Genomic DNA, 19,981 nt, shown 5'->3' with positions numbered 1-19,981 from the left:
CGCGCCGGCTAGCGTCACCGTACCGCAGAGAAAGCCCTTTCCCGCAGGGAGGCCGGCCATGTCGGATCGCTTCGCGGCACTGCCCGGCGGGATCGGTGTCTCCCGGCTGCGCGTCTACGACACGGCCGCGCCGGACGGTGTGGTCGGTGGTACGCCGCACGTGCACCTCTGCTGCACCGAGGGGTACGTGGTGACCGGGGGCGAGGGTGCGGTGCAGACCCTGACCAGCGCCGACGGCTTCTCCGAGACCCCGCTGCGCCCGGGCGCGGTGGTCTGGTTCGAGCCGGGCACCGTGCACCGTCTGGTCAACGGCGGCGGTCTGACCATTGTGGTGCTCATGCAGAACAGTGGCCTGCCCGAGGCCGGTGACGCGGTGCTGACCTTCCCGCCGGAGGTGCTCGCCGACCCCGAGGCGTACGTCGCGGCGGCAGCGCTGCCGGACGGGGGAGCGCCGGGGGCGGACGTGCGGGCCGCGTACCGCCGCAGGGATCTGGCGGTGACCGGCTTCGCGGCGCTGCGGTCCGGTGGTCCGGCGGCGCTGGCGGCCTTCCACGCGGCGGCGGCGGCGCTGCGCCAACCGCTGCTGGCGGCCTGGCGGCAGCGGTGGGCCGCCGGCGCGGGTCGGGCCGCCGCCGGCACCGGCGCCCAGTTGGACGCCCTGGAGCGGGGCGACTGCGGACATCTGGGCGAGGCTGGCGTGTACGCGGTGGACGCACCCGCGGAGCGCGGCCGACTGGGCATGTGCGGCCTGCTCGACACCTACCCGGCTGCCGGCTGACGCCGCGAGCCCGGCGTGGTCCAGTGCGGACCTTGCGGGTGGTGTTCGCCCCTAGTTCAGGGAAGTCGCGGTGTCCGAGGGCGAGGGAAGGCCCGGTTTCCAGGAGGCCGGGTGCACCTCGGGCGACGCCTTCACCTGGCGGCCCGGCTGGCGTCGAATAGATCGAGGAAAGGCCTTGCCTGCCGTCTGGACGCCGCCTACGCTCCAGGAAAGCGTTTGCCTGACCCGCCGACTGGCCCGGCTCCCGGGTGCCGCGCCGGGCCCCGAGGAGGTTCGCGTGACGGAGAACTCTTTGGACACCGCAGGTCGGCGCGCCGCTGCTGACCAGGCGAGCGGTGAGCGCGAAGGCGATTCAGCCGCCACGGCTCAGTCCTCGCCCGGATCGGCCGAAGCTCCGGATCACACCGACGGCGCAGCTCGATCCACAGTGGTTGCTGCGCCACCCGCCGGCGGTGGCCGATCGCCCCGACCCACGCTCGGCCGCCGCGCGGCGTCGGTCGCCGACTCGATGTGGCGTCCGGCGCTCGTGCTGGCGGCCTTCGTCCTCGCCTGGTGGTTCGTCGCCGCCCGGGAGTACGTGCCGAACTACCTCGTACCCACCCCCGGCCAGGTCTGGACCACGATGACCGACCAGTGGTCCGAGTTGGCGCGACACACCCTGGTCACCCTCTACGAGACCGTGCTCGGCTTCGTCCTGGCCGCCGCGCTGGGACTGGCCACCGCGGTCGCGATCGCCTACTCGCGCACCCTGGACAAGGCGCTCTACCCGATCGTCCTGTTCGCGCAGGTCATCCCGAAGATCGCCATCGCGCCGCTGCTGGTCGTCTGGTTCGGCCTGGGTCTCACCCCGAAGATCATCCTGGCGGTGCTCATCGCGTTCTTCCCGGTGGTCATCTCCGGGGTGGCCGGCCTGCGCTCGACCGACCCGGAACTGCTCGACCTCTCCGCCACGATGGGCGCCGGGCCGTGGCGTACCTTCCGCAAGATCCGCTTCCCGAACGCTCTGCCGCACCTGATGGCCGGTCTGAAGGTGGCGGTCACCCTCGCGGTGGTCGGCGCCGTGGTCGGCGAGTTCGTCGGCGCCAGCGAAGGGCTCGGCTACGTCCTGTTGCTGGCCAACGGCAACCTCGACGCCCCGCTGCTGTTCGCCGACCTGATCCTGATGTCCGCCATCGGCATCGTCCTGTTCGTCCTGGTCGAGATCGCCGAGGCGCTGCTCATCCCGTGGCACGCCAGCCGCCGCGCCGGCGTGTCCCTCACCACCTCCTGACCGACCCCATCACGGAGGCACCGATGAAACGCACCGCCACCACCATCCTGGCCACCGCCGCCCTGCTGCTCGCTGCCACCGGCTGCGGCGACAGCGACTCCGCCGGCACGACCGGCGCCGACGGGAAGAAGCAGGTCACCCTGACCCTCAACTGGGTGCCGTACGGCGAGCACGCCCCCTTCTACTACGGCCTGCAGAAGGGTTACTACTCCGCCGAGGGCATCGACCTGAAGATCCTGCCCGGCAACGGGTCCGGCAACACGGTCAAGCAGGTCGCCCAGAAGCAGACCGACTTCGGATGGGCCGACAGTCCCGTCCTGCTCAAGTCGGTGGCCAGTGGGATGCCGGTGCGCAGTCTCGGCGCGTACCTGGAGAAGGGCCCCTCCTCGGTGGAGTTCTTCACCGAGAAGAACATCAAGACCCCGGCGGACCTGAAGGGCAAGACCGTCGGCGGCACGCCCGGCGACGCCCTCTACGCGACCTTCCCGGCCTGGTTGGAGAAGAACGGCCTCAAGAAGGACGACGTCAAGGTGGTCAACGTGGACGCCGCCGGCAAGATCGCCGCCCTGGCCGAGGGCAAGGTCGACGCCATCATGGGCTTCTTCCACGACCAGGCACCCACCATCGAGAGCAAGACCGGCAAGAAGGTCGACGTGCTGCTCTTCGCCGACTACGGGATGAACCTGCTCGGCACCGGCCTGATCGCCAACACCCAGACCCTGCAGAAGGACCCGGAGCTGGCCCGCAAGTTCGTGCGCGCCACCCAGAAGTCCTGGGCCGACGCGGCGCGCGACCCGGCCGGCGCGGTGAGCGCCATGGTGGCGCTCGCCGAGAACGAGCCCGCCCCCGAGGTACTCACCAAGCAGCTCACCCTCAACCTGCCGCTGCTCGGTGCCGACGGCCCGCCCGGGGTGAACACCGACGCCCAGTGGTCCGAGACCATCGACCTGATGTCCCGCTTCGCGGAGCTGAAGGAACCGGGCGCGCCGGACGCGTACTGGGACTCCTCCTACGCGGCCAAGGGGTGACGGGGTGAGCGCCGCGCCGGCGACCACCGGCACCGCCATCGGGATGTCCGGCGTGACCGTCCGCTTCACCACCCGACGGTCGCAGACCACCGCCCTCGACGACGTGTCCCTGCACATCGAGCCGGGGGAGTTCGTCACCATCGTCGGCCCGTCCGGCTGCGGCAAGTCCACCCTGCTGAAGATCGTCGCCGGCCTGGTGAAGCCCACCAGCGGAGAGGTCTCGCTGCTGCGACAGCCGGTACGCGGCCCACAGAAGGAGATCGGCTTCGTCTTCCAGAAGGCCGCGCTGCTCGAGTGGCGTGGCGCGCGGGCCAACATCCTGCTCCAGGCCGAGATGCGCGGCATGGACCGGGCACGCGCGGCCCGCCGCGCCGACGAGCTGATCGAGATGACCGGCCTGACCGGCTTCGAGAAGGCGCTCCCGCACGAGCTGTCCGGAGGCATGCAGCAGCGGGTGGCGTTGTGCCGCGCGCTGCTGCACGCCCCGCCGGTGCTGCTGATGGACGAGCCGTTCGGCGCCCTGGACGCGCTGACCCGCGAGCAGATGAACGCCGAGCTGCACCGCATCTGGCGGGAGACCGGCACCACCGTCGTGCTGGTCACCCACTCCATCGCCGAGGCGGTCTTCCTCGGCACCCGGGTCGTGGTGATGAGCGCCCGGCCCGGCCGGATCATCCGCACCTTCGGTGTCGAGCTGCCGGCGCACCGCGACTACGCGCAGGTGATGTCGGACTCCCGCTTCGACCGGCTCGCCACCGAACTGCGTGGGTTGCTCGGCAGCGCGGCCGCCAACCACTGAACGACCAGCACGACGAAAGGGATCACCATGACCCGCAGGTCGATCGGCATCATCGTCAACGGCGTGACCGGACGCATGGGCTACCGCCAGCACCTCGTCCGGTCCCTGTTGGCCATCCGCGAGTCGGGCGGCGTGACGGTGGCCGACGGTACGACCATCTGGCCGGAACCGGTCCTGGTGGGACGCAACGAGACCAAACTCCGCGAGCTCGCCGAGCGACACGGCCTCACCGACTGGACCACCGACCTGACGTCCGCGCTGGCCCGCGACGACGTCGAGATCTACTTCGACGCCCTGGTGACCCAGCAGCGGGAGAAGGCGATCCGCCAGGCGATCGAGGCCGGCAAGCACATCTACACCGAGAAGCCGCTCGCCGAGGACACCGCCGCCGCGCTCGACCTGGCGCGCGCCGCCGACGCGGCCGGTGTCCGCACCGGTGTCGTGCAGGACAAGCTGTTCCTGCCCGGGCTGCGCAAGCTCAAGCGGCTCGTCGACGGCGGCTTCTTCGGCCGGATCCTCTCGGTGCGCGGCGAGTTCGGCTACTGGGTCTTCGAGGGTGACTGGCAGCCGGCCCAGCGCCCCTCGTGGAACTACCGCGCCGAGGCCGGCGGCGGCATCACCTCCGACATGTTCCCGCACTGGCACTACGTGCTCCAGGAGCTGTTCGGCCGGGTCACCGCGGTCTCCTGCGTGACCCGCACCCACGTGCCCGAGCGGGTCGACGAGGACGGCCGCACCTATGCGGCCACCGCCGACGACGCCGCGTACGCCATCTTCGAACTCGAAGGCGGCGTGATCGCGCAGATCAACTCGTCGTGGGGTGTGCGGGTGTACCGCGACGAGCTGGTGGAGTTCCAGGTCGACGGCACCGAGGGCAGCGCCGTCGCGGGGCTGCGCAACTGCCGGGTGCAGCACCGGGCGGTCACCCCGAAACCGGTGTGGAACCCGGACCTGCCGGTCACCGAGGACTTCCGCGCCCAGTGGGCCGAGGTCCCCGACAACGAGGAGTTCGACAACGGCTTCAAGGTGCAGTGGGAGGCCTTCCTGCGGCACGTCGTCGCCGGCGAGCCCTTCCAGTGGGACTTCCTGGCCGGCGCGCGCGGTGTACAGCTCGCCGAGCTGGGGCTCCGCGCGGCCCGCGAGGGTGTCCGCGTCGAGGTCCCGGAACTGCACGCATGAGGGTCGCCGAGGTGGTCCTGCCCGGCGGTCGGCGACACCGGCTGGCCGGGGCGGGTGGCTTCGGCCGCCCGGCCGGCCCGGCGACCGGCCGGATCGCGTACGCCGCCGCGCACGTGGTCGCCGACCCGAGGGCGGAGAACGTGCCGGGCGCCCCGGCGGTGGTGGACTGGGACACCACGCTCGCCTTCCGGCGGCACCTGTGGTCGTACGGGCTGGGCGTCGCCGAGGCGATGGACACCGCCCAGCGGGGGATGGGGCTGGACTATCCGGCGACCCGGGAGCTGATCCGACGCAGCGCCGCCGAGGCCCGCGCGGTGGGCGGCCGGATCGTCGCCGGCGTCGGCACCGACCAGCTCCCGACCGGCCCGGCCACCCTGGCCGAGGTCACCGCCGCGTACCGCGAGCAGCTCGACGACGTCCGGGCCGCCGGCGCCCGGCCGGTGCTGATGTGCAGCCGGCACCTGGCCGCCGCCGCCCACGGCCCCGAGGACTACCTACGGGTATACGACGAGCTGCTGTCCGCCGCCGGTGAGCCGGTGGTGCTGCACTGGCTGGGCCCGATGTTCGACCCGGCGTTGACCGGTTACTGGGGGTCCGCCGACCTGGACCTGGCCGCCGACACGGTCCTCGAACTGATCAAGGCGCACCAGCGGACCGTGGACGGCATCAAGGTGTCGCTGCTCGACGCCGACCGGGAGGTGGCGTTGCGCCGCCGGCTGCCGGCGGGCGTACGCCTCTACACCGGCGACGACTTCCACTATCCGGAGCTGATCCGGGGTGACGAGGTGGGCCATTCCGACGCGCTGCTCGGCGTGTTCGCGGCCATCGCGCCGGCCGCCGCAGCCGCGCTGTCCGCCCTCGACCGGGGGGACCTGCCCGCGTACGACGAGATTTTCGCCCCCACCGTGCCGCTGGCCCGGCACCTCTTCGCGGCGCCGACCTGGCACTACAAGACGGGCATCGTGTTCCTGTCGTGGCTGGCCGGGCACCAGGACCATTTCACGATGGTCGGCGGTGCGCAGTCCGGCCGGTCCCCGGCGCACCTGGCGACCCTGCTCACCCTCGCCGACGCGGCCGGGCTGCTGCCCGACGCCGAGCTGGCCGCCGCTCGTGCCCGGGCGTTCTTCACCGTGGCGGGGGTTGTCCAATGAGTCTCGCCCGTTTGTCGTTCAACCAGGCGACCGCCCAGCACTGGCCGCTGCCCGAGGTCGTCGCCGGTTGTGTGGCGTCCGGCGTACCGGGCATCGGGCTGTGGCGGGAGCCGGTGGCCGGGTACGGGTTGGCCCGCGCGGCGAAGCTGGTCCGCGACGCGGGGCTGACCGTCACCTCGCTGTGTCGGGGCGGCTTCTTCTCCGCCGAGGACTGGCAGGCGGACAATCTGCGCGCCATCGAGGAGGCGGCCACGCTGGGCGCGCCCGAGCTGGTACTCGTCTCCGGCGGACTGCCGGCGGGCAGCCGGGACGTCGACGGGGCCCGGCGTCGGGTCGCCGACGCCATCGGTGAGCTGGCGCCGCACGCGGCGGCGGCCGGCGTACGGCTGGCGATCGAACCGCTGCACCCGATGTTCGCCGCCGACCGATGCGTGATCGCCACCCTCGGCCAGGCGCTCGACATCGCCGAACGGTTCGACCCGGCGGTGGTCGGCGTGGTCGTCGACGCGTACCACGTGTGGTGGGACGACACGGTGTACGCGCAGATCGACCGCGCCGGCGCGCGGATCGCCGCGTTCCAGGTCTGCGACTGGGTGACGCCGCTGCCGGAGGGCGTGCTGCTCGGACGCGCGCTGCCCGGCGACGGGTGCATCGAGCTGCGACGGTTGCGCGAGGCGGTGGACGCCGCCGGCTACCGGGGTCCGATCGAGGTGGAGGTCTTCTCCGCCGGGGTCTGGGCACGGCCGGGCGCGGAGGTGCTGGACGCCGCGATCGCCGGCTACCTGCGCCACGTCGTCTGACCACCGCGACGGGTACGGGCCCTGGGCCGATGCCACCCGGCGGTAAGGTCGTCCGCGTGGATCTGTTCGAGACCGCGGCCCTGCTCGGGGCACCTGTCGAGGCCGTCGAGCGTGTGCACCGGCTCGCCGGCGACCGGCCCTCGGCCCCGCTGCCCGCCAAGGCCGACGTGCCCGCGATCCTCGAGCGGCTCGCGGTACCTCCGGACGACATCACCGAGATCATGGCAGGCTGGCCGGACGACGGGTCACCACTGTGGACGCCCGAGCTGCGCTGGCTGCTCGACCGTTCGATCGCGCTGGTCCGCGCGGATCTCGGCGGCTACGCCTGGCTGCCACCCGGCCCGGAGCTGCCGCTCGACCGTGGCCCCGCCTGGCGGCATCTCTACGTGTACGCGTACCTCGCCCTGGTCGAGGTCGTGCGGGGCTACCACCGCGACCACGGCGTTCCCGACGCCGTGTCCTGGGCGACCCTCGCGGACCTGGGCCGCAACCTGGCGGTCGACCGGCGGATGCGCGGCGAGGGTTGGCCGGTCATGCAGAGCTGGTTGACGCTGCACGTGCGCGGCGCGGTCTACGAGTTGGGCCGGTTGCAGCACCACCGCGGCGACGGCGTCATCGGGCTGCACATCCCCGACGCGGGGCCGCTGACCCCGGAGGCGGTCTCGGCGTCGCTCGACGAGGCCCGCGTCTTCTTCGCGCGCCACTTCCCGGACGAGCACTACACGGCGTTCTCCTGCGGCTCGTGGCTTCTCGACCCCCAGTTGCGGGAGTACCTGCCCGAGGACTCCAACATCATCCGATTCCAGCGACGGTTCGAGCTGGAACCCTACGAGGAGCCGGAGGGGCTGGACGCCGACGTCGAGGTGCTGCGGTTCGTGTTCCGTACGCTGACCACGCCGCTTGACGAGCTGCCGCGCCGCACCGTCCTGCAACGCGCGATCGTCGATCATCTGTCGTCCGGCCGGCACTGGCAGTGGCGTCAGGGTCGCTTTCCGATTTGAGCCGCACTGACGCGGCCGGGCTGGTCCGGGTGTGCGTGGACCCCCGGGTCCCCGGTTCGCTGCACCCGCCGGAGCCCGCTGGCCGGAGCGGCTGATTCTTCCTCAGTCGCGGCGAAAAAACATGATCTAGGCACGGTCGAAACATCGTGATCTTATGTGCACCGGCGATCCGTAACACCGTTCGAACCCTCGATTAACCGTCGCGGGCTTAGGTGGGGGAGCGCTCCCATGCGGGTCGCGGTCAACAGGAAAGCTCCACAGAGGAGCGATGGAAGGGAGTCTCGTGTCGACAAGCACGAGCGGGAACAACCTGCGAAGACTGGCGCTACCGACGCTGGTCATCGCGATGATCACCGGCACAACCGGTGTCGCGGGATCGGCGTCGGCGGCCCCCGCGGACCGGCCGGCCAGCGGTAGCTCCGGCTACTTCACCAACGGATCCGACAAGCGCACCACACTGACCGACGGGGCCGACCGTCGCGCCGACGCCGACGGGACCAGCCCGAAGAGCGCCGTGGACGCCAACGGCTCCGGGGTCTACGTCGTCGAGCTGGCCGAGGAGCCGCTGACCACGTACGTCGGCGGGACGTCGGGGCTGGCGCGGACCCGCCCGACGCCGGGCAACCGGCTGGACGTGACGTCGGCACCGTCGCAGGCGTACCGCCGGCACCTCGACGCGCAGCGGTCCGCCGTCACCGCCGCGGCCGGTGTCCAGGTCAAGACGGCCTACACCGCAGCCTTCAACGGGTTCTCGGCGACGCTGACCGCGAAGCAGGCGACCGCGTTGCGGGCCGACAAGCGGGTCCGCGCCGTCACCGCCGCACGGGCACTGGGCACGCGCTCGGCGACGCCGCTCGCGGCCTCCCCGAACGCCACCACCGCCGGCACGCCGACCTCCACCGCGGTCGCTCCGTCCACCACGGACGACGCCGCCAAGCCCACCGCCCCCGCCAAGCCGGTCAAGCCCGGCCCCGGCACCGGAGCGGGCATGGTGGTCGGCGTCCTGGACACCGGCATCTGGCCGGAGAGTGCCTCGTTCGCCAAAACGATGCCCGCGCCCAAGACGTGGCACGGCACGTGCCAGACCGGCGTGGCCTTCGTGGCGGAGCACTGCAACGGCAAGATCGTCGGTGCCCGGTACTTCGCCGACACGTGGCTCGCCGGCGGCGGCTCGGTGCCCGAGGGTGAGGTGCTGTCCCCCCGCGACATGTCGGGACACGGTACGCACACCGCGTCCACGGCAGCCGGTCTGCCGGTCCGGGACGTCACGATCGACGGCCGCTCCTTCGGTTCCGTCTCCGGTGTCGCGCCGGACGCCCAGATCGCCGTCTACAAGGTGCTCTGGGGCGGGATGGGCTTCGACGCCGACATCATCGCCGGCATCGACGCGGCAGTCTCGGACGGTGTGCAGGTCCTGAACTTCTCCATCGGCAGCGACCTCGGCGACTGGGAGGCCAACACCCCGATCGGCGTCGCCTTCCTCAACGCCACGCTGTCCGGGGTCTTCGTGGCGGCGTCGGCGGGCAACACCGGCATCGTGAGCGGTGCCATCAGCAACGCGGCGCCCTGGGTCACCACCGTGGGCGCGGCGGTGACCAACCCCAACGAGGCGACGGTCAAGCTCGGTGACGGCACGAAGCTGGTCGGCGGCTCGCTGGACGCCCTGCCCGGCGACGCCTCGCGGCCGATGGTCTTCGGCGACCAGGCCGGCTCGCTGGAGCAGGGCTCGGCGTACTGCGAGCCGGGCAGCCTGGACCCGGCCAAGATCAAGGGCAAGGTGGTCGCCTGCGCGCTGTCGACCCCCTTCAACTCCGCGCTGGAGGTGAAGGAGAAGGGCGGTGCGGCGATGGTCGTGTTCGTCCCGGAAGGCAACTACCGGGTCAACTCGGTCTACAACTTCCCGGTGGTCTACCTGAACACCGAGAAGCAGGCCGGCACGCTGTTCAACTACCTGATGCGCCACCCGGCCGACGCCAGGGTGTCGCTGCGCACCGGCGGCGACGGCTCCAGCGTTCCGGGCGTACCGAGCGTGGCGGACTTCTCCTCCACCGGCCCGGACAAGGTGACCCTCGGCGTCTTCAAGCCGGACCTGGTCGCGCCGGGTACGGACATCATCGCCGCGGTCTCGCCGGCGGGTAACTTCGGCCGGAACTACGACGCGTACTCCGGCACCTCGATGGCGTCGCCCTATGTGGCCGGCGCGGCGGCGATCCTGCGGGCCACCCACCCGACCTGGTCGCCGGGAACCGTCGCCTCGGCCCTGCGGACCACTGCCACCGACACCCGGGGCACCAGCAGCCCGTTGGACCAGGGTAGCGGTTTCATCAACCTCGCCGGGGCCAAGGACCCGGGTCTGGTCATCGAGCCGACCGCCGCCGAGCTGGTCACGTTCAGCGAGACGGCCCAGCCCGACGGCAAGGAACTCAACCTTCCGGCCATCTCGCTGCGCGAGTACGACGGCACCCGCCCGGTGACCCTCACCCGCACGCTCACCAACGTGGGCAACACGCGGGAGACGTACCGGTCGTCGGTGTCTGGCCTGCCCGGTATGACGGTGACGGTGTCGCCCGCGTCGGTGACGCTCGCGCCCGGAAAGTCCGCGACGGTGACCATCACGTTGCGTCGGGGCAGCGCCCCCTGGGACCGGTACGTCACCGGGTCGATCACCTGGAAGGGCAAGGCCCACAGCGCCCGGATGCCCGTCGCCGCCCGCCCGTGGGGCATCACCCCCCGGCCGTACGCCGACGACGGCGAGGAGTTCGGCCGGATGACCAGCGGCTCGTTCGGCTACGCCCAGCCGGGCTTCACCGGGCCGCTGACCGGACGCAGCACCGGCTACACGCCGATGCGCCGGGAGTCGTACTCGATGCCGGCCGGCGTGTACGGCGGCGTGTTCGACCCGAGCGCGTCCGGGGTGAAGAAGGTCGACTTCACGGTGCCGGCCAACACCGCCGGCATCATCGTCGAGGCCAACACCGAGGATCCGAACACCAACCTCGACCTGTACCTGTGCAAGGGCGACAAACTCGTCTACAGCAGTGACAGGTACTGGACCAGCGCGGAGCAGGCGTACAAGTTCCTGCCCGAGCCGGGGCGCTACACCGCGTACGTGTTCGCGCAGGTGCCCGGTGGCCCGGTCGTGGACTTCCAGTTGAGCCACGCCATCATCGGCCGCAACGCCACGTACGCGCCGGCCACGCTGACGTTGCCGTCGACGACGGAGCGCGGGCAGAGTCTCAACTTCACGTTGAAGCCCAACCGGCCGCTGCCCGAGGGTGACTTCTGGGCGTACACCGAGTACCGCACCAACGGCACGGTCGTCCCCGGCAACCTCGTGTCCACCCAGCAGAGCGCCTGGGAGGAGTAGCCGTACGAAACAGTGGGGCGGCGCCGTCGTGCGCCGCCCCACTGTTCTTTCTAGCGCTGCCAGGCGTCAACGGCGTGCACGCCGTCGCGCATGGTCCGGTCGAGGATGGTCGGGTTGCCGCTGCTGCCCTCCCAGCCCTGGTCGTCGAACACCGTCACGACCCCGTCGACCCGGGCCACGGCGATCTGGCTGGAGCCGGCACCGCCCGAGCGCTCACCGTTCATGCTCGTCGCGCTCCACGTCCGGGTCACGAGCAACGCGTCGTCCCCGACACCGGTCACCGCCTTGCTCTCGACCGTGACCGTGCTGCCCTGCTGGTCGAAGGAGGGGCACGCCCGCACCGCATCGCCCACGCGCCGCAGGTAGTCGGTCGCGCCGTCACCGTCGAAGGTGAAGATGGTCTGGTGGATCATGCCCTGCGGTGTGTTGCTGTCGGGCTCGCCGGCCTTCTTGTACGTCACCGTCATCGCCGCGCTGGCGGTGACCTGCCGGCCTCCGGTGCCGAATTCGTTGGCGCAGAGCTTCGGCAGGGCTTCGGCGACGGGCGTCGACCGGCGGGGAGACTTCCGCAGCTCGGGCGGTAGCTCCACGAAGGCCGACGTCGGAATGGTCGTCGGAGCGCTGGCGCTTCCGGATGGCTGGTCGGCCGGACTCGCCGGGGGCGACGTCGTCGACGCGGTCGACGGCGCCGCGTCGGACGTGCCGTCGCCGGTCGTGCAGGCCGTGCTCAGCGCGACGATGCCCAGCAACGGCAGAATAAGCGCTCGGGTGGTCGACGACAGTGCGTATGTGCTCACGGTTCCCCCTCTGCCTCGATTTGAGCAGTTCCCTGCCGCGAGCGAGCGGAAACGATCAACCACCGCGCCGGCGTGTCCCGGTGGCGTCAGCGCGTCTGTGCACTCAGGCGCGGGTCTGCGAGACGAGGATGCCTATGCCGGTCGTCAGCGGCTCCGCGGGGGCGGGCAGGGTGTCCCGCCCGCCCCCGGGCCATGGATCAGGTGACCGTGACGCTCAGGTTGAGCGAGCGGGTCTCCCCGCCGGTGTAGGTGACCGTCACCCGGGCGGTGAAGGTGCCCTTACGTGCGTAGCTGTGACTCGTCGACCGCAGCGTCGTACCGTGCGTCACGGCGCTGTTGTCGCCGAAGTCCCACGCGTAGTCGGTGATGCTCTGCCCCGACGGGGCTGTCGCGGTGGCGGTCAGCGTGGTCGTCAGTGGAGCTGCGCCGCCGGTCGGGTTGGCCGCGATCGTGAGGGTGCCGCCCGGCTCCTGCTTGACGCCGGCGCCGTTGAAGCGCATCCAGTCCAGCGACATCAGGTCCGGTGTGCCGCCGACCTGGGCGGCGTTGACGAACGTCGTGTACAGGGTGGTGGTGCCGGTCGGTTTGTTGGTCAGGGTGACGGTGGGTGACACCAGGTTGTCCCACCCTCCGGTCGAACCGATGGTGGCCGTGCCGATCAGGGTGCCGGTGGGCGAGCCGGTGCGCAGCTCGATGGTGCCGCCGAGACCACCGTTGGTCACCCCGAGCGTCACCGAGCCGATGTTGCGCAGGTCCACCGGCCCGTACGCCGCCCAGTCGTTGTGGTCGACGTCGCCGAGCCGCTTGCCGGCGCGGGCGGTCGTCCGGTCGTTGACGATCAGGCCGGACTGCGCGCTGAAGTGCTCCGACTCCTTGCTCTTGGGCTGCAATTGGACCCGGGTCGAGCCGGTCAGCGCCGGTACGCCGCCGGCCGCGCCGCCGTCGGTGTACTGCGCGGTGATCAGGGTGTAGAGGTTCTGCCCCGGCCCGTGTCCGTCGCCGGCGTCCGCCTCGGTGGCCAGCAACCCGGAGCAGCCGGTGTAGACGTCCAGCGGGTGGGCGTGCGTGTCGTGGCCGAGCTGCGTCTGCACGGTCACCTTGGCGCAGTCGATGGTGGTGTCCTCCGGGTCGGTGACCGTCACCGTGTACGGGATCTTGTCGCCGAAGTCGAAGAACCCGCCGTTGGGCACGGTGATGGTGACCGTCGGCCTGGTGTTGCCGACGACGACGTCGGTCACGGCGGTGGCGGTCAGCCCGTTGCCGCTGTTGCGCACGGTCAGTCGGGCGGTGTGTGTCCCGGCGGTCGGGTAGGTGAAGCTCGGGTTGGCGGCGGTGGAGTCGGTGGTGCCGTCGTTGGTGAAGTCCCAGGCGTAGCTGAGCGCCGTGCCGTCACCGGCCGTCGTGCCGGCCGAGGAGAAGGTGACCGTGAGCGGTGCGCGCCCGCTGTCCGGGGTGGCGGCGATCTTCGCGGTCGGTGGTCGGCCGTTTGCCACGTAGTCGATCCGGTAGATGCCGGCGCCGGCGTTGCTGCCGCCGCGACCGCTGCCGGTGCCCTCGCCGAAGTCGATGACGTAGAGCGAGCCGTCCGGGCCGAACTCCGCCTCGAAGGGCTGGATCCAGCTCATGTTCTCGAAGATCCCGTTGATCGACTGGAGGTCGCCGACGGCGGTGGGACCGAAGCGCGAGGTGGTGAAGGTCTGGGCCGTCCGGTGGATCGAGAGCGTCTTGAACCACTTGCGGGTGAACTCGTACGTGATCCACTTGCCGTCGAAGTACTCGGGGAACTTGGTGGTACGGGTGTTCGCCGGGTCGTAGTCGTAGACCGGGCCGCTCATCGGGCCGCCCCCGCCGGTGCCCACCTCGGGGAACTGGGTCGAGGCGGAGTAGGCGTACCAGACCAGCGCCGGCTTCGCCGCCGGCAGCGTGGTGAGGCCGGTGTTGTTGGGGGAGTTGTTCGTCGGTGCCGCGCAGTTGAACTTCGCCCCGGAGGTGCTGGTGGCGAAGTTGTAGTCGTTGAACGGGATGTTGTTGCCGACGCAGTACGGCCAGCCGTAGTTGCCGGGGGCGGTGATGCGGTTGAACTCGACAGTCCCCTCCGGGCCACGGTTCGCATCCGCGGCGCGGGCGTCCGGGCCGTAGTCACCGACGAGCACCGCGTTCGTTCCCGGTTCGATGGTGATCCGGAACGGGTTGCGCATGCCCATCGCGTAGATCTCCGGCCGGGTCTTCGCCGTACCGGCCGCGAAGAGGTTGCCGCTCGGCACGGTGTACGTACCGTCGGCCTGCGGGGTGATCCGCAGGATCTTGCCGCGCAGGTCGTTGGTGTTGCCGGCGGTGCCCTGGGCGTCCCAGGCGGCCCGGCCGGACTGCTCGTCGACGGGGGTGTAGCCGCTGGAGGCGAACGGGTCGGTGTTGTCGCCGATCGCGGCGTAGAGGCGACCGGCCGCGTCCATGGCCAGCGACCCGCCCATGTGCGAGTTGGCCCGACCCACGCCCCGGTACGTCGGGACAGTCAGCAGCCGCTTCTCCGAGGAGAGCGCGACGCTGTTGTTCGCCACCGTGAACCGGGACAGGTTGAGCTGTTTGAGGGTCTTGTCGGACCAGAGCAGGTAGACCCAGCCGTTGCTGGCGAAGTTGCGATCCAGGGTCATCCCGAGCAGTCCGTCGGACTGGTCGGTCATCGCCGAGGTGTACGCGAAGTCGAGCAACGTGGTGACCTGGAGCGTGTTCGAGTCGACCACCTTGAGCGCGCCGGTCCGCTGGATGTAGTAGACCCTGCGGTCGGGGGCGACGGCCAACTCGAAGGGGTCGGCCAGGTTCTCGGTGACCAGACCCACCCGCTCGAAGGTGCCGGTCTCGGTCGCCGAGCAGTCGCCGGCGACCGCGCCGGCGGCCCACTCGATGCCGTAGCGCAGATGCTCCAGGAACGCCGGCTCGCTGAACCGGGAGCTGGCGTGCCCGCCGGCGGTGAACCAGGACCGTCCGCCGTCGTAGCGCTGACACCAGGAGTACGCGTGGTCGACGCCCTCGTCCAGGCCGTTGATCCCGTCACGCACCTTGATCTGCGCGAGGGTGTGCACGTTGCCGGTGGGGTTGGTCCGCCAGTTGTACCACTCCTCGCTCTGCTCCCACAGCTCAGGCAGGTTGCGGGTGGAGGGGTGGGCGCGGTCGAGGACCTTGACCCGACCCGGGTACGTCCCGCCGGTGGCCGAGAAGTCGGGGTGGTAGTCGAAGATGGTGCCGACGAGGCCCTCGTACCAGGGCCAGTCCCGTTCACTCGCCGAGGCGGCGTGCAGCCCGGCCCAGCCGCCGCCGTTGCGGATGAACGTCTGCAGCGCCGCGCGCTGGCTGGCGTTGAGCAGGTCGCCCGAGGCGGGGGTGGAGTTGGTGTTGTTGAAGACCAGGGCGTCGAAGGTGGCGAGGTTGGCGTCGGTGAAGGCGGCCGCGTCGGTGGTGGCGACGACCTCGAAGTTGTGCGCGGTCCCGAGCTGCTGGATCGCGGCGACGCCGGCCGGGATCGAGTCGTGGTAGAAGTTGGTGATCTTCGAGAAGACCAGCACCCGGAAGCGTGGGGCAGCCTCGGCGGGCAGGGCGGTGGTGGTGCTCAGGACGGTGGCGACGGTGAGCAGGGCGAGGCAGATCGCGCGCAGGTGTTTGGGCATGGGGGCGCTCCCTGTCGGACGGTGAGGGTCGGAAAGCGCTTTCTCGCTGCCCGCATCACGGTACTGACAGCCAGTTACGAGCGTCAATAGAGCAGAGGTAAGCGGTTTCCTGCTGCCGCCGGATCGGCCTGACACGCGGTACGGGTAACCGCACCAGCATCGTGCGGGCCACCCGGATGTCCGGATCGCCGCCAGCGTCGAGGGTGGGACGCATGGACAACGTGGTGGAACTCGACGTGGTGACCCGTACCTACGGGTCGCGCAGACGGCCGGTCGTCGCTCTCGGTGGCATCTCGCTCGCGGTGCCGGCTGGCACATTCGTGGCGGTGATGGGTGCCACCGGGTCGGGCAAGAGCACCCTGCTGCAGTGCGCGGCGGGACTGGATCGGCCGACGTCGGGCCGGGTCCGGTTGGTCGGCCGGGACGTCACCCGCCTGCGCGAAGGCGCGCTGACCCGGCTGCGCCGCGACCGGGTGGGTTTCGTCTTCCAGTCGTACAACCTGCTGTCGGAGCTGACGGTGCGGCAGAACGTGCTGCTGCCCCGGCGGCTGGGCGGACCGCGCCCGCGCCCGCTCGACGAGGTGCTGGCCGAGGTGGGTCTGTCCGGGCTGGCTGGCCGGTCCGTCGGTGAGTTGTCCGGAGGTCAGCGCCAGCGGGTCGCCATTGCCCGTGCGTTGGCCGGCCGTCCCGCCGTCGTGTTCGCGGACGAGCCGACCGGGGCGTTGGATCCGACGACCGGTGAGCAGGTGCTGCGTTTGTTGCGGGGCGGGGTGGACCGATCCGGGGTGACGGTGGTGATGGTCACCCACGATCCGCTGGCCGCGGCCTGGAGCGACCGGCTCATCCTGCTGCGCGGCGGAGAGGTCGTGGCGGACGTCCCGACGCCCGATCCGGCGAGCATCGCCCAACGGTTGCGCGCCACCACGGGTGACCCGGTGGTGGCCCGGTGAGCGCGGGGCTGACCAGGCAGGCGCTGCGCAAGCAGCCGTGGTCCTTCGCCGGTCCGTTCGTCACCCAGTGTCTGGCCGCCGCGCTGGTGTCCGGAGCGTTGGGCGCCAGCTCCTCGATGTCCGGCGCGCGGTTGGACCCGAGCGCCCGGCAGGTGCTGACCGAGAGCTCGATCCCCGAGATGGCCACGCTGTTCGTGGTGGTGTCGGTGTACCTGACCGCGTTGATCGTCGGGTTGACCATGACGTCGTCGATCGCCCGACAGGCCCGGGACATCGCGCTGGTGCGGGCACTCGGTGCCACTCCGGGCCGGGTGCGCCGCGCGGTGGCGACCCAGGCCGCCGTGGTGGCGGTGCCGGCGAGCGTGCTCGGCGTACCGCTCGGTGCCCTGCTCGCCCACGCCTGGTTGGCGGGACTCACCGGACATCAGGTGATCCCGCCCGGCGTGACGTTCCACCCCTCGGCCGCGGCGCTTCCCGCCGCGACGGGCATCACCGTCGGGGCGTCGCTGGTTGGTGCGCTGATCGCCGCGCTGCGCCCGGCCCGGGTACGCCCGGCTGCCGCGCTGACCGAGACGCCCGTTCCGCGACGCCGGATCGGTCTGGTGCGTACCGCGATCGGGTTGGTGCTCATGGCCGGCGGCGTGGCGCTGTCGATTCGGATCGCGGGTGGCGACCCCGCGAAGGCCGGCGAGTCGAGCTTCTTCACGATGCTGGCGATGTGCGTGGGGGCCGGCTTCCTCGGTCCGGTCCTGTTACGGCTGGCCGCCCCACTGACGCGACTGTTCGGGGGCACCGGGGCGCTGGCCGCGGACAACCTCGCGGTGCGCGCCAAGGCGCTGTCCGGCGCTCTGGTACCACTGGTCCTGGCGATCGCGTTCGCCATGGTGAAGGTGGTCACGCACACCACGTCCGTGCACGTGCGCGGCGTCGCGGAACCTGCGACGCGAGTGTGGACGGAGTACTCCGGGACCGCCGTCTACGTCGCCTTCGCCGCCGTCGCCGCGGTGAACACGTTGGTGACCGTCCTGCTGGCCCGACGCCGGGAGCTTGCGGTGACCCGGCTGGTCGGCGCGAGCAGGATGCGGGCGCTGGCCGTGGTCGTGTGCGAAGCCCTGCTGGTGACGGTGACCGCTCTGGCGGTAAGTACCGTTGTCGCGATGGTCACCATGCTGCCGATGCTGCACGGCATGCTGGGCACGTGGACGCCGTACCTACCGACCGGGCAGCTGGCCGGCGGCCTGGCCGTGGTGATCGGACTGGTGCTGGTGGGCACCGTCGTGCCGGCGCTGGTCGCGATGCGCCGCCCGGCGGTGGAATCGCTGGCGGTCGACTCGTGAGGCCGGTCGTCAACGCGGTCCTGCGTGCTCCCACAGCTGCCCGTACCTGGCGCGAGGTCGGATACACGCTCACCGGAACCGTGCTGGCCGTGCCGACGTTCGCGATAGCACTGCTGGGACTGGTGTTCTCCGCGCTGTCGCTGCTGACGATCGGGCTGCCCCTGCTGACCGGCGTGCTGGTGCTCGCGCGGCTGACCGTGCGGTACTTCCGCGGACCGGCCCGGCTGTTCCTCGGCTGGAGCTGGCCGAACCCGCCGCCCGTACGCCCCCGTGGGCCGGGCCCGGTGCGGTGGACCGCTGCGGTGCTGACCGACGCCAGCGGTTGGAAGGCCCTCGCGTACTGCTTCGCGCGGCTGCCGCTGATGGCCGCGGCAACCTACCTCGGCGGGGCCATCATCGTCGGAGGGCTGGTCGGCGTCACCTATCCCGTGTGGATGCACCGCTTCCCCCAGGATCCGCCGTGGGGCGGCACCTGGGGGCTGGTCGCCCAGGGTCTGGTGGCGCTGCTGGTGTTCCCCTGGTACTTCCGGCTCATCGTGTCGCTGGACCGGTGGTTGGTGCGGGCCCTGCTGGAGCCGGGCCCCGAGCGGGTCCGGATAGCGGCTCTGGAGGCCAGCCGCGCCGCGCTGCGGGCGGACGCGGCCGCGCTGCTGCGGCGGGTGGAGCGGGATCTGCACGACGGCCCGCAGGCCCGGCTGGTCGCGCTCGGCGTGGCTCTGTCGCGCATCGAGCGGCGGGCCGGCGAGCCGGAGCTGAAGGCGATGGTGACGCAGGCCCGGGGCGCGGTGGTGGAGGCGCTGGCCGAACTGCGGGACATCGTGCGGGGCATCCACCCGCCCGCGCTCGACGCCGGCCTGAGCACCGCGATCGAGACCCTCGCCGCGCGCAGCGCGGTGCCCGTCGACGTGCGCGTGGACCTGCCCCAGCGGCCGACACCCGACCTGGAGTCGGCGCTGTACTTCAGCGCCGCCGAACTCCTCACCAACGTCGCGAAGCACGCCGGAGCCAGCCGGGTCCGGCTGGACCTTCGCGCCCAGGGTGGCATTCTGCGCCTGACCGTCACCGACGACGGGCGCGGCGGGGCGCGATCCGGGAGCAGGGGTACGGGTCTGGCGGGGCTGATCCGGCGAGCCGAGTCGCTCGACGGCGCGCTGCGGCTGCACAGCCCGCCCGGTGGACCGACGACCATCATCCTGGAGCTGCCGTGCGAGTAGTGATCGCCGAGGACAACCCGTTGCTGCGCGACGGGATCACGCTGCTGCTGACCGATCACGGAATCACCGTCGTCTCCACCGCGGACAACGGCGACGACCTACGCGCGGCGGTCGACGAACACCGACCGGACGCGGCGGTCGTCGACGTACGGATGCCACCGACCTTCACCGACGAAGGCCTGCGAGCGGCGCTGGCGATCCGCGCGGCCCACCCGGAGACCGGCGTGCTGGTCTTCTCCCAGTGGGTGGAGACCCGGTACGCGCGGCAACTGATCGCCGAGCACCCGGGCCGGATCGGCTACCTGCTGAAGGACCGCATCGTCAGCACCGAGGACTTCGTCGACGCGCTGCGGAGGGTGGCCGCCGGTGGGACGGCGCTCGATCCGGAGGTGGTACGCCAGTTGTTGGCGGCGCCGTCGGTGGACGCGGGCGTAGCCCGGCTCAGCGAGCGGGAACGTGAGGTCCTGGGGATGCTGGCCGAGGGCCGGTCCAACCTCGCCATCTGCGAGGCACTCCACCTCGCCCCGCGCAGCGTGGAGAAACACGTGACAGCCATCTTCACCAAACTCGACCTACCCCAGGCGCCGACCGACCACCGGCGCGTCCTCGCCGTGCTGCGCTATCTGAACGCGGCACGCTGAGCGGGGA

General features: G+C 71.4%; 15 protein-coding genes. 13 read left to right on the top strand and 2 right to left on the bottom strand.

Features of this window, described 5'->3' with window-relative positions:
- Positions 1-58: 58 nt before the first annotated feature.
- The 9 genes from ABZV06_RS12050 (at position 59) to ABZV06_RS12010 (ending at position 11,373) form a co-directional block, all read left to right on the top strand.
- The gene (locus ABZV06_RS12050) at positions 59-778 is read left to right on the top strand and encodes a cupin domain-containing protein (protein WP_355620782.1); all 720 of its coding nucleotides are present in this window, start codon (positions 59-61) and stop codon (positions 776-778) included.
- A 427-nt stretch (positions 779-1,205) separates the two neighbouring features.
- A complete protein-coding gene (locus ABZV06_RS12045) occupies positions 1,206-2,048 on the top strand; it encodes an ABC transporter permease (protein WP_355246636.1) in 843 nt (280 codons plus the stop codon).
- Positions 2,049-2,071: 23 nt separating this feature from the next.
- Entirely contained in the window at positions 2,072-3,076 is a 1,005-nt protein-coding gene (locus tag ABZV06_RS12040) for an ABC transporter substrate-binding protein (protein WP_355246639.1), read from the top strand.
- A gap of 4 nt (positions 3,077-3,080) precedes the next feature.
- Positions 3,081-3,875, top strand: coding sequence for an ABC transporter ATP-binding protein (locus ABZV06_RS12035; RefSeq protein ID WP_355246642.1), 795 nt, complete (start codon positions 3,081-3,083; stop codon positions 3,873-3,875).
- A gap of 27 nt (positions 3,876-3,902) precedes the next feature.
- Positions 3,903-5,054 (top strand): Gfo/Idh/MocA family oxidoreductase, encoded by a 1,152-nt coding sequence (locus tag ABZV06_RS12030; RefSeq protein ID WP_355620779.1) that lies wholly within the window; start codon positions 3,903-3,905, stop codon positions 5,052-5,054.
- Complete coding sequence (locus ABZV06_RS12025) at positions 5,051-6,205, top strand: dihydrodipicolinate synthase family protein (protein WP_355620776.1); 1,155 nt, start codon at positions 5,051-5,053, stop codon at positions 6,203-6,205. The genes ABZV06_RS12030 and ABZV06_RS12025 overlap by 4 nt, the downstream gene beginning before the upstream one ends.
- Positions 6,202-7,005 (top strand): sugar phosphate isomerase/epimerase, encoded by an 804-nt coding sequence (locus ABZV06_RS12020; RefSeq protein ID WP_355620774.1) that lies wholly within the window; start codon positions 6,202-6,204, stop codon positions 7,003-7,005. The genes ABZV06_RS12025 and ABZV06_RS12020 overlap by 4 nt, the downstream gene beginning before the upstream one ends.
- 56 nt (positions 7,006-7,061) lie before the next feature.
- Positions 7,062-8,006, top strand: a complete 945-nt coding sequence (locus ABZV06_RS12015) for an acyltransferase domain-containing protein (protein WP_355620771.1) — start codon at positions 7,062-7,064, stop codon at positions 8,004-8,006.
- A gap of 283 nt (positions 8,007-8,289) precedes the next feature.
- A complete protein-coding gene (locus ABZV06_RS12010) occupies positions 8,290-11,373 on the top strand; it encodes a S8 family serine peptidase (RefSeq protein WP_355620768.1) in 3,084 nt (1,027 codons plus the stop codon).
- A gap of 50 nt (positions 11,374-11,423) precedes the next feature.
- On the opposite strand, the gene ABZV06_RS12005 is transcribed toward ABZV06_RS12010, so the two are convergent.
- Positions 11,424-12,170, bottom strand: a complete 747-nt coding sequence (locus tag ABZV06_RS12005; RefSeq protein ID WP_355246659.1) for a hypothetical protein — start codon at positions 12,168-12,170, stop codon at positions 11,424-11,426.
- A gap of 197 nt (positions 12,171-12,367) precedes the next feature.
- Positions 12,368-15,832, bottom strand: a complete 3,465-nt coding sequence (locus ABZV06_RS12000; protein WP_355620765.1) for a ThuA domain-containing protein — start codon at positions 15,830-15,832, stop codon at positions 12,368-12,370.
- 212 nt (positions 15,833-16,044) lie between these two features.
- Between ABZV06_RS12000 and ABZV06_RS11995 the strand changes: the two genes are divergently transcribed.
- The 4 genes from ABZV06_RS11995 to ABZV06_RS11980 are packed head-to-tail and all read left to right on the top strand — an operon-like array spanning position 16,045 to position 19,974.
- Positions 16,045-16,782, top strand: a complete 738-nt coding sequence (locus ABZV06_RS11995; protein WP_355620762.1) for an ABC transporter ATP-binding protein — start codon at positions 16,045-16,047, stop codon at positions 16,780-16,782.
- Positions 16,779-18,119, top strand: a complete 1,341-nt coding sequence (locus ABZV06_RS11990) for an FtsX-like permease family protein (RefSeq protein ID WP_355620759.1) — start codon at positions 16,779-16,781, stop codon at positions 18,117-18,119. Before ABZV06_RS11995 ends, ABZV06_RS11990 begins: the two co-directional genes overlap by 4 nt.
- Positions 18,116-19,333, top strand: a complete 1,218-nt coding sequence (locus ABZV06_RS11985; protein ID WP_355620756.1) for a sensor domain-containing protein — start codon at positions 18,116-18,118, stop codon at positions 19,331-19,333. Before ABZV06_RS11990 ends, ABZV06_RS11985 begins: the two co-directional genes overlap by 4 nt.
- Entirely contained in the window at positions 19,324-19,974 is a 651-nt protein-coding gene (locus ABZV06_RS11980; RefSeq protein ID WP_355620753.1) for a response regulator transcription factor, read from the top strand. Before ABZV06_RS11985 ends, ABZV06_RS11980 begins: the two co-directional genes overlap by 10 nt.
- Positions 19,975-19,981 lie beyond the last annotated feature (7 nt).

Origin of the sequence: Micromonospora sp. NPDC005172, from assembly GCF_040608555.1 — a bacterium.
Classification (GTDB): domain Bacteria; phylum Actinomycetota; class Actinomycetes; order Mycobacteriales; family Micromonosporaceae; genus Micromonospora.
The sequence above is the reverse complement of the archived record's forward strand: the minus strand, read 5'-3'. Positions and strand labels throughout refer to the sequence as shown.

Coding starts and splice junctions, on each gene's coding strand:
- ABZV06_RS12050 (WP_355620782.1), top strand. CDS start 59: ATGTCGGATCGCTTCGCGGCACTGCCCGGCGGGATCGGTGTCTCCCGG.
- ABZV06_RS12040 (WP_355246639.1), top strand. CDS start 2,072: ATGAAACGCACCGCCACCACCATCCTGGCCACCGCCGCCCTGCTGCTC.
- ABZV06_RS12030 (WP_355620779.1), top strand. CDS start 3,903: ATGACCCGCAGGTCGATCGGCATCATCGTCAACGGCGTGACCGGACGC.
- ABZV06_RS12025 (WP_355620776.1), top strand. CDS start 5,051: ATGAGGGTCGCCGAGGTGGTCCTGCCCGGCGGTCGGCGACACCGGCTG.
- ABZV06_RS12020 (WP_355620774.1), top strand. CDS start 6,202: ATGAGTCTCGCCCGTTTGTCGTTCAACCAGGCGACCGCCCAGCACTGG.
- ABZV06_RS12000 (WP_355620765.1), bottom strand. CDS start 15,832: ATGCCCAAACACCTGCGCGCGATCTGCCTCGCCCTGCTCACCGTCGCC.
- ABZV06_RS11995 (WP_355620762.1), top strand. CDS start 16,045: ATGGACAACGTGGTGGAACTCGACGTGGTGACCCGTACCTACGGGTCG.